This is a genomic window from Streptomyces sp. NPDC026538 (genome assembly GCF_055567535.1).
Window position 1 is genome coordinate 24,068 of sequence record NZ_JBVHQG010000016.1, and the last position, 12,737, is coordinate 36,804.

Here is a 12,737-nt window from a genome sequence, read left to right on the forward strand (position 1 = left end):
CTCGCATGCCCGAGTACGAGCACGTCGACTTCTCCGCGCTCGCGCACCATGCCCGCCGGATGCGGGGCACGGTGGCCGACGCCCAGCTCGACCTGCGGAACATCGAGGCCACGGGCCACAGCACGGACGGCATGGTCAGCGCGACCGTCTCGGCCGAGAGCCGGGTCGTGGACCTGCGTATCGACCCGTCGGTGATCGACCCCGACAACCCGGAACGACTGGTCCGGCTCATCGTCCAGGCCATCGACAGCGCGCACGACACCGTCACCGGGCAGCGCGCCGAGGTCATGTCGGGGATCACGGGCGGCCTGCAGGACATCCTGGCCGGGCTGAACGGCGACAGGAACGAGGAGAAGAGGCCGCCCGTCGTACCGCGCTTCCCCGAGCGCCGTCCCCGGCGATGACCCCGCCCGTGAGCCCGACCGACGAGGAGAACTGATGTCCCGGGTCATCTTCCACCGGCCCGCCAGGGTCGTACCGCCCCCGCTGCCCACCGACCCGGTGGTGCTCTCCGCGCCGCCGCAGCCGGTCGGCAAGGACAGCAACGCCAGCTGGCTCATGCTGCTGATGCCACTGCTGTCGAGCATCAGCATGGCCGCCTACCTGATGTCCGGCGGCCGGCGGATGCTGGTTCTGCTGGGCATCGCGTTCGTCGTGATGTCCATCGGCGTCACCGTCGGCGTCCGGATGCAGATGCGCGGCCAGGCCCGTAAACAGAAGCTGCGGGCCCGCGACCGCTACCTGGACCACCTGGTCGAGGTGCGGCGGACCGCCCGCCAGGTGGCGGAGAACCAACGCACCGTCGCCGCCTGGCAGTTCCCCTCCCCGCACCGGCTGTGGGCGATCGCCTCCCAGCGCCGCCGCGTATGGGAACGCCGGGTCACCGACGCCGACTTCCTCAAGGTGTCCGTGGGAACGGGCAACGCGCCGCTGTCCACGCCCATCCGGATGTCCACCCGCAACGACCCGACCGTGGAGTACGACCCGCGCGCCAAGACGGCGGCCGACCGGCTGGTCGACATCATGTCCGTGGTCGGAGACCAGCCCGCCGTGCTGGACCTGGCGAAGGCCGGAGTGGTCAGCGTGCTCGGGCCGTCCAAGTCGGCCCGCGCGGCCGTACGCGCCCTGCTCTGCCAGATCGCCGTGCTGCACGCTCCGGACGACGTGGGCATCGCCATCGCGACCGGCGGCGAGGACTGGAACTGGGCCAAGTGGCTGCCGCACACCCATGAACCGGACACCACCGGGGAGGCCGGCGTGGTGCCGCTGGTCGCGGAGGACTTCGAGGGCATCGCCGACCATCTTCAGCAGGCCCTGGAGGCGGCCGTCCAGCAGCCGTCCCGCCGGCTGGGCCTGACCGACCGGGACGTCCCGGACACCCGTCGCCGCCTCGTGGTCGTCCTCGACCGCTACCTGCCGCGGGCGGCCTGGGCCCGCTCGCCGCTCGCCGCCGAACTCCTCGCGGCGGCCGGCCCGCAGAGCGCGATCACCGTGATCTGCCTGGTGGAGCAGGAGAACGACGAGCCCACCCGGGCCGACGTACGGGTACGGCTCGACGCGCACGGCGCGGTCACCGTGGAGGGCCGCCGCGCCGACACCCGTTCGGCGGTCGAATCGGCCGTCGCGGGCAGCGCGGAACTGCCGCTGTGCGAGGCCGTCGCCCGGGCGCTGGCCCCGCTGCGGCTGTCCGCGGAGGGCGAGGAGATCCTCGCCCAGACCATGTCGCTGCCCAGCATGCTCGGCATCTCCGACCTCGAGAACTTCAGCCCCGAGTCGCTCTGGGTCGACGCACAGGACGAGGAGGTGCTGCGCATGCCGATCGGGTTCGACAGCGGCGGCCGGCAACTCGTCCTGGACCTCAAGGAGTCCGCGCAGGGCGGCATGGGTCCGCACGGCCTGATCGTCGGCGCCACCGGCTCCGGCAAGAGCGAACTGCTGCGCACCCTGGTCACCGGCCTGACCATGACCCACTCACCGGAACTGCTCAGCCTGGTCCTGGTCGACTTCAAGGGCGGCGCCACCTTCGCCGGTGTCACCGACCTGCCGCATGTGGCGGGCCTGATCACCAACCTGGTGGACGAGGTCGCGCTGGTCGACCGGGTCAAGGACGCCCTCGTCGGCGAACAGCAGCGGCGGCAGAAGATGCTCCGCGACGCCGGCAACATCGACAACGTCCGCGAGTACCAGCTGCGCCGCGCCGCCGGGGCCACGGGCGCGGACGGGCGGCCCCTGGAGCCGCTGCCGTACCTGCTGGTCATCGTGGACGAGTTCGGCGAACTGCTCGCCACCCGGCCGGACTTCATCGACCTCTTCGTCCAGATCGGCCGGGTCGGCCGATCGCTCGGCATCCACCTGCTGCTCGCCACCCAGCGACTGGAGGAGGGGCGGCTGCGCGGCCTGGAGGCCAACCTCTCCTACCGGATCTGCCTGCGCACCTTCTCCGCGGCGGAGTCCCGGGTCGTCATCGGCACCCCGGACGCCTACCGGCTGCCGCCGATCCCCGGCTCCGCCTACCTCAAGGTCGCCGACACGGTCCTGGAACGCTTCCGCGTCGCCCATGTCTCCGGGACCCATCTGTCGGAGGAGCAGCGTGCCCTCGCCGCCGGGCCGCCGCCCACCGATCCCGTGCACTTCGCGCTGCGGCTGCCGCCGGACCCCGACGCGGAGCCGGAGGAGGCGCGCGAGCGGGTACGGCCCATGCTGGACGGGCCGAGCGAGATGCAGGTCATCGTCGAACGCCTCGACACGGCAGGCCAGTTGGCACACCAGGTGTGGCTGCCCCCGCTGCCGGGCGCGCTGGCCCTGGACGACCTCACCGGACCGGTCGTGGTCCACCCCGAGCGGGGTATGTCCGCCGACTGGTGGACGCACAAGGGCGCACTGCGCACCCCGGTCGGCGTCCTGGACGTGCCACTCCAGCAGCTCCAGCAGCCGCTGGTACCGGACTTCGCCAAGGCCGGCCACCTCGCGGTGGTCGGTGCCCCGCAGTCCGGCAAGAGCACCTTCCTGCGCACCCTGATGCTCTCCACGATGCTCACCCACACGCCCGCCGAGGCGCAGTTCCTCTGCCTGGACTTCGGCGGCGGCTCGCTCCAGCCCTTCGAACGGGCGCCGCACGTCAGCGGGGTGGCCGGCCGGCACGACCCGGCCCGCGCCCGGCGCGCGCTGGCCGAGGTGCGCCAGCTGATCGCCGAGAGGGAGCGGCTCTTCCGCCACCTCGGCATCGACTCCGCCGACGAGTTCCGGCGGCTGCGCAACACCGACCGGCTGCCCAAGGGGATACGCTCCGCCGACGTCTTCCTGGTGATCGACAACTGGGGTGCGATCCGCGGCGAGATGGAGGGCATCGACGCGGTCGTCCTGGACATCGCCGGCCGCGGCCTCGGCGTCGCCGTCCACCTGGTGCTGACCGCGGGCCGCTGGGCCGACATCCGCACCGCGCTGCGTGACGCCATCTCGGCCCGCCTCGAACTGCGCCTGAACGACCCGGGCGACTCCGAGATCAACCGCCGCGCGGCCCGTGCCTTCGGCCTCTCCGCCCCCGGCCGCGGCATGGCGCCGCCCGGCATCCAGTTCCAGGTCGCCCTGCCCCGGCTCGACGGCAAGGACACCGCCGACGGCCTCGCGGAGGCGCAGGAAGAGGCGATCGGCAAGCTCGCGGCCTCCTGGTCGGGAGCCGTGGCCCCGCCGGTCCGGATGCTGCCCGAGCGGCTCACCGTCGCCGAACTGTCGAGCCGGATCCGCGAGGACGACACCACCCCGGGCGTGCCGATCGGCATCGCCGAGACCGACCTCGCCCCGGTCCGCCTGAACCTCACGGACGCCGACCCGCACTTCCTGGTCTTCGGCGACGCCGGCTGCGGCAAGTCGACGTTCCTGCGCGGCTGGATGAAGGGCCTGGCGGCCCGGCGCTCCGCCTTCGAAGCGCGTTTCATCGTCGTCGACTACCGACGGGCCCTGATGGGCGCGGTGGACGAGGAGTACATCGGCGCCTACGTCGGCGATGCCAACGCGGCCCAGGTCTACGTCGAACAGGTCGTCGCCAAGCTCACCGAGCGGCTGCCCCCGGCGAACGTGACCATGGAGCAGTTGCGCAACCGGGACTGGTGGACCGGCCCGGAGTTCTATGTCGTCGTCGACGACTACGACCTGGTCGCCAACGGCCGTACGTCACCGCTCAATCCGCTGCTGGACTTCCTGCCCCAGGCGCGTGAGATCGGACTGCACATGGTGGTGGCCCGCCGGGTCGCCGGCAGCGCCCGTGGCTCGATGTCCGAGCAACTCCTGACACGGGTGAAGGAGTTGGGTACCGCGGGTCTGGTCCTGTCCGGTGACCCCCGCGAAGGCGTGGTGCTCGGCAGTGAGCGTGCGGCGCACCGCCCGCCCGGTCGCGGGGTCCTGGTCGGCCGCCAGGCGCCGCCGACCCTGGTCCAGGTCGCCCTGGACGGGTGAGCAAGGAGCCCGGCGGGGCGGAGGGGAAGCGGGAAACGTTCATCTCCGCGGAACCTTCGTCTCCTGGGCGATCGCTACGCTCCGCGACATGGCGGCGCACACGATGGCCTCGACGGTCGGCCGGAAGGCCGAACCCGCCCTGGAAGAAGCTCTGTTGACGGACCCCGGCACGGGACATGACCGCGCCGTGCCCATGAAGGGTGGCGAGCCGGGGGCCTGCTTCCCCGCGCTTGTGTCCGCGGCGCGGACAGCCGTACGCCGGGCACCGTGCGCGCCCCACGACGAACCGGCCCGGCGGCTGCCGTCCCGGACGGAGACCGAAGCCTCGATGGCCGCGGCGGTCGGTCAACTCGCCGACCTGACCGATCGGTCGTGCGGCGCGCTCCCGGCTGCGCCTCCGGCCGAAGGCCCGCACCGACCGTCGCGGTGCACTCACCACGACGCAATACCGGCCGCCGCCCTGCGCGTCACCGCACACCGGCAGCACCAGCACACCGGGCGGACGCTGCCCGCGGCCGGTGCACCGAGAGAACACGGCACCGCCCCTCGACCGCCGGAGTGTGCGGAGGCCGAGGGGCGGACGACGGTCTGGATCGCGGAGGGCGTGCGGCTCGCCAGGTGGCGGGTAAGCCGGCTCGCCGGGCGGCAGGGAAGGCAGCTCGCCGGGCGGCAGGAAAGGCAGCTCGGCGGGCGGCGGGCCGGGCAGGTCGCTGGGCGGCCGGGACGACAGATCGCCGGGCGGCAGGAAAGGCAGGTCGCCGGGTGCCTGCGGCGGCGAGCGGTGTGTGGCTGGACCGGTCGGATCGGCCGGAGTCGCCGGAGCGGGCCGGTCGACCCCCGATACCGCTGGGCAACTGCCCTTGTCCTGGCAGGCGTTGGCGAACCCTGGCGCGTACTGAGTCCGCACCGAGCCGGAGGCCGGCCTCCATCGCGAGGAGGCGTGGACGCGGTGGCCCGTATCGGCCCGGAGCGGGAGGAAGCGTCGCGCCGGGATCCGGTAGGGCCGCGACCCGGGCGTACCGGATCAGTGCGCGGCGACGGCGGTCCGTGCGGCCGGACGCACGCCCGGGTGCCGCGGCGCCGGCGTCGGAAGGCCGTGCCGGGCGCGAAGGGTCGCCCCGTTGCGGTCGCCGAGCGCCTCACGCAGCGCCCGCAGCGCGTTGTGGGTGCGCGACTTGACCGTGCCCTCCGGGACGTTGAGCGCCTCGGCCGCGTGCCGGACCGGCCGGTGCAGGAAGTAGACCTGGGCCAGCACCGCGCGGTGGGTGGCCGACAGCTCGGCGAGCGCCGTGCGCAGCACCTGGCGGTCGAGAACCTGCTCCAGCGGCTCCGCTGCCACCGGTATCGACTCCAGCGGGTCGTCCTCCACCTCGGTGGGGCGCGAGGAGCGGGCCCGCAGCATGTCGATCGCCAGCCGTCGCGACACCGTCAGCAGCCAGGGCCGTACCGCGCGCGGGTCGTCGGGCAGGGTGTCCAGATTGCGCCAGGCCCGGAGCATGGTCTCCTGGACGAGGTCCTCGGCCGTCTGGCGGTCGCCCTGGGTCCACCCGAGCAGACTGCGCATCAGGGAACCCTTGTTGACGTCGTAGATCATCCGCATCTTCTGCTCCGGGGACCCCGGGGTGGGGGACGCCTGCGGTGCGCAGGTGCGTGCCTCGGGTGCCAGTGCCGTCGTCATGAGCCTGCCCCATCTGTTGCCGACCGATGGAACGAGCCTGCGGCAGCGCGGATACGGAGACATCCGTGAGCCTCACTGAGATCCCGGAGGCTCAGGGGGACCACCGACTCAGTGAGCCGGGGGCGGCCGTGTGAGTGAGGCCGCAGTTTCCCCAGGCGTCATCTGAAACGGAGTGGGACCTCACAGAAAGGCTCTAGAGTCATGAGCATGCTCGGGCAACAACTGCACCCGGTGATCGGGCGGGAAGCGGAGCGGGCCACGTTGGATCGCCTGGTCTCCGATGTCGCCGCAGGTCGCGGCGGGAGTCTGCTGATCGAGGGCGAGCCGGGCATCGGTAAGTCGACGTTGCTTGCGCACGCCCTGGCCAAAGCCCGCGCGGCCGGCTGCGAGGTCTCGACCGGCCAGTGCGACGAGCTGGGCCGACGGCTTCCGCTCTCCGTGATGACCCGGCTCCTCGGCGTCGAGGCAGGCTCACCCGACCCCCGGCGCGCGGAGGCCGCACTCGCCCTGGAGCAGCCCCAGCAGGCGTCGGGCTGGACCATGCGCCTGCTCGCCGGGGACCCGGTGGTGGCGGCCACCGAGCAACTGCTCGTCCTGGTGGACCGGTTGTGTACGACCGGCCCGTTGGTGCTGGCCGTGGAGGACCTGCACTGGGCCGACGAGGCGAGCCTGTTGATGTGGCGCCGGCTGTGCCGGGCCTCGGTCCAGCTGCCTTTGCTGGTCATCGGCACCTGCCGTCCGGTGCCGGGCCGTGCCGAGTTGGAGCCGCTGCGCCGCGATCTGCGGTCCATGGGCGGGCAGTTGATCTCCCTGGACCGGTTGCCGGAGGAGCGCGTCGCGGAGCTGACCGGGCTGCTGGCGCGCGGTGAACCCGGACCGGTGCTCACCGAACGGCTGCGCTCCGCGGCGGGCAACCCGCTCTACGTAAGGGAGTTGTTGGACGCCCTGGCGCGGGTCGGCGCCCTGCGGTCCGCGGACGGCCGGGTGGAGCTGACGGCGGCCGGCCGGGACGTGGAGCGGCTCACCGAGTTGCGGGACGTGATCGCGGACCGGCTGGCCGGGCTCTCCGCCGACACCCAGGAGGCGCTGCGCGCCGCCTCGCTGCTCGGGCCGGAGTTCTCGGTGCGGGACCTGGCGGCGGCGGTGGGCCGCGGCACGGGATCCCTGCTGGCCGTGGCCGAGGAGGCGCTCGGCGCCGCCGTGCTGGAGTCCGCCGGGTCCCGGCTGCGCTTCAGACACGGCCTCCTGAAGGAGGTGCTCTACGAGGCCATGCCGCCCGCCCTGCGGACCGCGTTCCTGCGGCGCGCGGCGCAGGAGCTGATGGCCTCCGGGGCTCCCGTCGAGCGGGTGGCCGAGCTGATCCTCCCGGTCCTGGAGACGGCCGAGGACCGCGAGTGGGAGTGGCTCGCGGACAACGCCGAGCGGCTGGTCGTAAGGGCCCCGATCGCCGCCGCGGAACTCCTGGAACACGCCGTGCGCCAGGCGGCCACGGACGATCCGCGGCTGTTCGTGCTCACCGCACAACTGGCCGCCCTCTACTTCCGCATGGGCCCCCTGGACCGCGCCGAGGAGCTGGCCAGGACCGTGCTGCGGCAGACGTCCGACCCCGAGCTGCTCGGCCGGGTCAGATGGCTGCTCAGCACCATCGGGATGCGGACCGGCCGCTACGAGGTCGTGATCGACAACTGGCGCGCGGCCAGCGGCGACCCCCGGATCGGACCGGAATGGCGGGCCCGGCTGCTGGCCCTGGTGGCGCTGGCCCGGCACGTACTCGGGCAGATCGGCCGGGCCCGGCTGGCGATGGCAGAGGCGCTGGACGAGGGCAGGAAACTGGGCGACCCGATGGCCGTCGGATACGCCCTGAACACCGCCTCCGTCATCCGCAGCTGGCACGGTGACCAGGCCGGCGCCCTGGCCCTGAACGACGAGGCGCTGGCGGAGGTCGGCAACGACCCGGACCTCGTCGACCTGCGGCTCATCCTGCTCGGTCACCGGGCCACCGACCTGGACGGAGTCGACCGTCTCCAGGAGGCGGAGGAGGCGCTCACCCAGGCCCGCAACCTCGCCGAACGGGTCGGCGCGACCCGGTTGTCGATGACCCTCGTCCAAGGGGCCGAGCGCTACTACGAGCACGGACGCTGGGACGACGCGCTGACCGTGCTGGACGAGGTCACCGATCTCCCGCCGCTGTGGCGGCTGGCCCGCCGGGGCCTGAAGGCGCTGATCAGCGCCCGCCGTGGGCAGTGGGAGGAAGCGGCCGGTCTCCTCGACGCCCCGGGCGGCGGCCGGACCCCGGGGCAGGGACCCGTCGCCGCCGGACACCTGCTGCTGGCCCGCAGCCTGGTCGCCGAACGGGCGGGCCGGCTCCCCGAGGCCGTCGAGGTGCTCACGGAGCTGATGGCCGACACCTACGCGCACGACGTCGGCAACCACCCGGAGTGGCTGCCCGCCCTGGTCCGGCTGGCGCTGGCCGCCGACGACCGGGAGATCGCGACCGCGGCCACGCTCGCCGCCCGCCAGGCCGCCGACCGCCGGCCGCGGCCGCGGACCCGGGCCGCCGCCGACTGGTGCTCCGGGCTGCTCGACCAGGACCCGGCCCCGCTGCTCACCGCCGTCGGCTACCACCGCACCGCCGACCGGCAGCCGGATCTGGCCAACGCCCTGGAGGATCTGGCCGTCGTCCAGGCCGGGTCCGGGGACCTCGACGCGGCCCGTGTCTCCTTCGGCGAGGCCCTCGCGGTCTGCGGCGAGCTGGGCGCGGACTGGGACGCCCGCCGGACCGCCGCGCGGCTGCGCCCCTGGGGCGTACGCGCCGGGAGCCGGGCCCCGCACGTGCGTCCGTCGTCCGGCTGGGAGGCACTGACCGCTACCGAGCGGCGGGTCGCCGACCTGGTCGCCGAGGGCCTGTCCAACCCCGACATCGCCGCCCGGCTGCTGCTCTCGCGGCGCACCGTGGAGACCCATGTCTCGCACATCCTCACCAAGTTGCGGGTTCGTTCCCGGCGCGAGGTCGGCCCCGCCGCCCCGCCCCCCACGCCGTAGGCCGCCAGGAAGCACCCGCGCTCCCGTTCCGGCACCGAAGGACCTGCGGCGCCAACCTGCCCCGGTACGCCCGTGGTTGGCGCAGCACAAAAGGTAGGAACCCGGCCCCGCCGCCCGACAGGTCCCCGTTCGGGGATCTGTGCCTGTCCTCGTGGTACGGCCGTACGGTGGCGAGGCGCTCGAAACGCCGAAGGCGGTACCGCGTTCGTTCCCGCCCGCACCCCCAGCGTGTGTCCACCCCGGCCCACACCCCAGGAGGTACCGCGTGACCAGCCCTCACACCGAGGCCGTGACCCTCGACAGCGACGGCGGCAGACGTCTGTACGAGCAACTCGACGAACTGCGTGCCGCCGGCCCCGCCGTCCGGGTGCGCCTGCCCGAGGGCGTGGTCGCCTGGTCGGTCACCCGCGGCGACGTCGCCAGGCAGCTCCTCATCCACCCGCACGTCTCCAAGGACGCGCGCAAGTCCTGGCCCGGACACCAGCCCGGCGCCGTACCGTGGCTCTGTCCGTGGGTCGACGTGGTCAGCATGTTCACCTCCGACGGCGGCGACCACGCGCGCCTTCGGCAGCTGCTCGGCAGGGCGTTCACCCCCCGCAGGATCGAAGAGTTGCGGCCCGCGATCGAGGTCGTCGTCACCGACCTCCTGGACGCCCTGGAGGACCGAGGCACCGACGAACACGTGGACCTGCGCGCCGAGTTCGCGCACGGTGTGCCCACCCGAGTCATCTGTGACCTGTTCGGTGTCCCCGCCGACCAGCGGCCCGAGATGCTCCGCGTCATGGGAGCGGTGTTCGCCACCGACGTCACGCCCGAGCAGTCCGCGGCCGTGGCCGACGACCTCTACCGTGCGATGCGGACGCTCATCGAGGCCAAGCGCCGCGCACCCGCCGACGACATGACCAGCGTGCTTCTGACCGCCCACGAGGAGGACGGCGACCGGCTCAGCGAGACGGAACTCGTCTCCACCCTCATCGCGATGATCGGCGGCGGCAGTGAGACCACCGTGGCCCTGATCGACGCCGCTGTGCGCGAACTCCTCACCCACCCCGACCAGCTCGCCGCCGTCCTCGCCGAGCCGGCCCGCTGGACCGACGTGATCGACGAAACGCTGCGGCTGCACCCGCCGATCATGCACCTGCCGCTGCGGTTCGCCACCGATGACATCGACCTCGGCGAGGGCGTCACCGTGCGGGCCGGAGACGCCATCCTCATCGGCTTCGGCGCCCACGGCCGTGACCCGGGCGTCCACGACGACCCGGCCGCCTTCCACATCGACCGTGCCGACAAGCAGCACCTGGCCTTCGGCCACGGTATCCACTACTGCGTCGGCGCCCCGCTCGGCAAGCTCGAAGCCGAGATCGCCCTGCCGGCCCTGTTCGACCGCTTCCCCCGGCTGACCCTCTCCATCGCCCCCGACGAACTGGAGCCCCAGCACTCATTCATCGGCAACGACCTCGCCGGGCTGCCCGTGCTCCTGGGCCCCGCCGCGTAGCGGAGCCGACCAGCACGGACCACGACCAGCACAGAACGGCGTCACCCCGGCCGGGCTCCCCACGGGACGTCGAAGGAGGCGAGCAGGCGCAGCGCCCGGGTGAGCATGCCGGGGTCGGCGCCGCAGGCCGCCGTGAGCTTGCCGACGGGCACGGGCTCGTCGTCGATGTGGTCGGCGACGCCGATCTCGCTGACGACCTGGAGGCAGTGCGCCGGGTACGCGCCGTAGGCCAGTTCGTGGAGGGTTCCGAGGGGTTGCTGTGTGATGACGGGCAGGGCTCCATCTCGTCGGTGTGACACGCCACGTCGGCCCGGTGCGGGCCCGGGGGCCCGGCGGAGCAGCGGGGACGCCGCGGCCGGCCATGTCCGGGTCGCGTGGGACAGAAAGGTAGGAGCACGGCCGTGGCGGCCGACAGGTCTTCGTTCGGGGATCTGTCGATGTCCCCGTGACGTGGCCGTACGGTGTCGAGCGGCATCACCCCCGGGGCCGCGGCACGCTTGCGGGCCCGGACCCCGGACCGAGAGGCGGCCGATGAGCTCGCACCGCAACGGGTTCGACCGCGGCACGGCGACGACCGTGCCCGCCGGAGAACCACCCCTGTGCGCACCGGAGTTGTCCGACACCGTCGGCGACCGCCGGCTCCCGCTGTCCGGGCGGGGGCCGGCCCGTGTCTGACGACGCCCGGATCCTCTTCGTCCCGGGCGCCGCCGCCTGGGGTCCGTACAACGCGCTGCGGGCGATGGCCGAGGTGGTCCGCGACCGCGGACAGCGGCCGGTGTTCGCGATGGACGGCAGCTTCCGCGGGGTCGCCGCCGCCCACGGCTTCGACGAGGAGGTGTACGACGCCTCGCCCCCGCCCACCGACCCGGCCGAGGGCGGCCCGGCGATGTGGGCCGCCTGGGTGCGCGAGAACGCCGCGCACTTCCGCGGCACCACCCTGGAACAACTGCGCACGGTGATCCGGCCGCAGTGGGCCGAGTTGGCGCGGGCCGCCGAGTACGCCCACCCCCGGCTGTGCGCGATCATCGACGAGGTCCGGCCCGACCTGATCGTGGTGGACAACGTCCGTGCGGACCCGTCCGTCGCCGCCTCCGGCACACCCTGGGTGCGGTCGGTCTCGGCGAACCCGCTGGAGTTGGCCGACCCCGATCTGCCGCCCGCCTTCTCCGGCTACCCGCTCGACGACCGCTCCGGCTGGGACGCCTTCCACGCCGAGTACGCGGCCCTGCACACCGGACTGCACGCCGAGTTCGACGCCTACTGCACCGCCCAGGGCGCCCCGCGGCTGGAACCGCTGCGGTTCTCCCACGACTCGCCCTGGCTCAACCTCTACACCTATCCGAGCGCACTGGACTACCCGCGCCCGGCGGAGTTCACGCGGCGCTGGCACCGGCTCGACACCGTGGTCCGAGCCGGCGAGCGCAGGTTTCGGGTGGCCGACCACCTGCCCGGCACCGGACCCGTCATCTACCTGTCCCTGGGCTCCCTCGGGTCCCTGGACACCCGGCTCCTCCAGCACCTCGTGGACGTCGTGGCCCGCACCGGCCACCGCACCGTCGTCTCCATGGGCCCCTGCCACCACGAGGTCACCCTCGGCCCGAACATGTACGGCGAGCCGTTCCTGCCGCAGCCCGGCGTGCTGCCCGACTGCGACCTCCTCATCACCCACGGCGGCAGCAACACCCTGGGCGAAGGCGTCGCCGCGGGTCTGCCGATGATCGTCCTCCCGCTGTTCCGGGACCAGTACGACAACGCGCAACGCGTCGCCGACCTCGGCTTCGGCGTCCGGGCGGACACCTACGGCTTCGACCCGGACGCACTGCTGGACACTATCGAGGACCTGCTCGCCGACGCCGACCGCCGGCAACGCCTCGCAGAGGTCCGCGAGAACATCCGCCGCGCACCGGGCCGCGAGACCGGCGGCACCCTGATCGCCGACCTCGCCGCCTCGCTGACCGGCGCCCCGGCCCGTGCCGGGGGCTTCCCCCGCACCGACACCTGAGGAACCCCACCACCACGTCCTCCAACAGGTCCCGCCGGAACGGACCGGGTCGCGCACCCGCGTCGCCA

At 73.3% G+C, this 12,737-nt stretch carries 8 protein-coding genes; 6 read left to right on the forward strand and 2 right to left on the reverse strand.

Annotated features, from left to right (window positions below):
- Positions 1 to 5 precede the first annotated feature (5 nt).
- Both ACZ4N4_RS42095 and eccCa read left to right on the forward strand, forming a co-directional pair.
- On the forward strand, positions 6 to 404 hold the full coding sequence (locus ACZ4N4_RS42095) for a YbaB/EbfC family nucleoid-associated protein (protein WP_467599135.1): 399 nt from the start codon (positions 6 to 8) through the stop codon (positions 402 to 404).
- A gap of 34 nt (positions 405 to 438) precedes the next feature.
- Positions 439 to 4,452, forward strand: a complete 4,014-nt coding sequence (eccCa, locus tag ACZ4N4_RS42100) for a type VII secretion protein EccCa (protein WP_467599137.1) — start codon at positions 439 to 441, stop codon at positions 4,450 to 4,452.
- Positions 4,453 to 5,476: 1,024 nt separating this feature from the next.
- On the opposite strand, the gene ACZ4N4_RS42105 is transcribed toward eccCa, so the two are convergent.
- On the reverse strand, positions 5,477 to 6,130 hold the full coding sequence (locus ACZ4N4_RS42105; RefSeq protein WP_467599140.1) for a sigma-70 family RNA polymerase sigma factor: 654 nt from the start codon (positions 6,128 to 6,130) through the stop codon (positions 5,477 to 5,479).
- 207 nt (positions 6,131 to 6,337) lie between these two features.
- Here ACZ4N4_RS42105 and ACZ4N4_RS42110 point away from each other — a divergent pair, with 207 nt between their 5' ends.
- Together ACZ4N4_RS42110 and ACZ4N4_RS42115 are read left to right on the forward strand one after the other, a co-directional pair.
- Positions 6,338 to 9,172: an ATP-binding protein gene (locus ACZ4N4_RS42110; protein ID WP_467599143.1), complete on the forward strand. Its 2,835-nt coding sequence runs from the start codon at positions 6,338 to 6,340 to the stop codon at positions 9,170 to 9,172.
- Positions 9,173 to 9,437: 265 nt separating this feature from the next.
- Complete coding sequence (locus tag ACZ4N4_RS42115; protein WP_467599145.1) at positions 9,438 to 10,667, forward strand: cytochrome P450 family protein; 1,230 nt, start codon at positions 9,438 to 9,440, stop codon at positions 10,665 to 10,667.
- Positions 10,668 to 10,708: 41 nt separating this feature from the next.
- Here the strand turns inward: ACZ4N4_RS42115 and ACZ4N4_RS42120 are convergent, their stop codons facing one another.
- Positions 10,709 to 10,966 carry a methyltransferase family protein gene (locus ACZ4N4_RS42120; protein ID WP_467599148.1) on the reverse strand — a complete coding sequence of 86 codons (258 nt, stop codon included), beginning with the start codon at positions 10,964 to 10,966 and terminating at the stop codon, positions 10,709 to 10,711.
- Between the two features lie 232 nt (positions 10,967 to 11,198).
- On the opposite strand from ACZ4N4_RS42120, the gene ACZ4N4_RS42125 reads away from it, so the two are divergent.
- On the forward strand, positions 11,199 to 11,342 hold the full coding sequence (locus tag ACZ4N4_RS42125; RefSeq protein ID WP_467599151.1) for a hypothetical protein: 144 nt from the start codon (positions 11,199 to 11,201) through the stop codon (positions 11,340 to 11,342).
- Positions 11,335 to 12,669 carry a nucleotide disphospho-sugar-binding domain-containing protein gene (locus ACZ4N4_RS42130; RefSeq protein ID WP_467599154.1) on the forward strand — a complete coding sequence of 445 codons (1,335 nt, stop codon included), beginning with the start codon at positions 11,335 to 11,337 and terminating at the stop codon, positions 12,667 to 12,669. Before ACZ4N4_RS42125 ends, ACZ4N4_RS42130 begins: the two co-directional genes overlap by 8 nt.
- Positions 12,670 to 12,737 lie beyond the last annotated feature (68 nt).

Bases quoted from the DNA above. Each gene is read 5' to 3' on its own strand.
- ACZ4N4_RS42125 (WP_467599151.1), top strand. From the start codon at position 11,199: ATGAGCTCGCACCGCAACGGGTTCGACCGCGGCACGGCGACGACCGTG.
- ACZ4N4_RS42105 (WP_467599140.1), bottom strand. From the start codon at position 6,130: ATGACGACGGCACTGGCACCCGAGGCACGCACCTGCGCACCGCAGGCG.
- eccCa (WP_467599137.1), top strand. From the start codon at position 439: ATGTCCCGGGTCATCTTCCACCGGCCCGCCAGGGTCGTACCGCCCCCG.
- ACZ4N4_RS42110 (WP_467599143.1), top strand. From the start codon at position 6,338: ATGCTCGGGCAACAACTGCACCCGGTGATCGGGCGGGAAGCGGAGCGG.
- ACZ4N4_RS42095 (WP_467599135.1), top strand. From the start codon at position 6: ATGCCCGAGTACGAGCACGTCGACTTCTCCGCGCTCGCGCACCATGCC.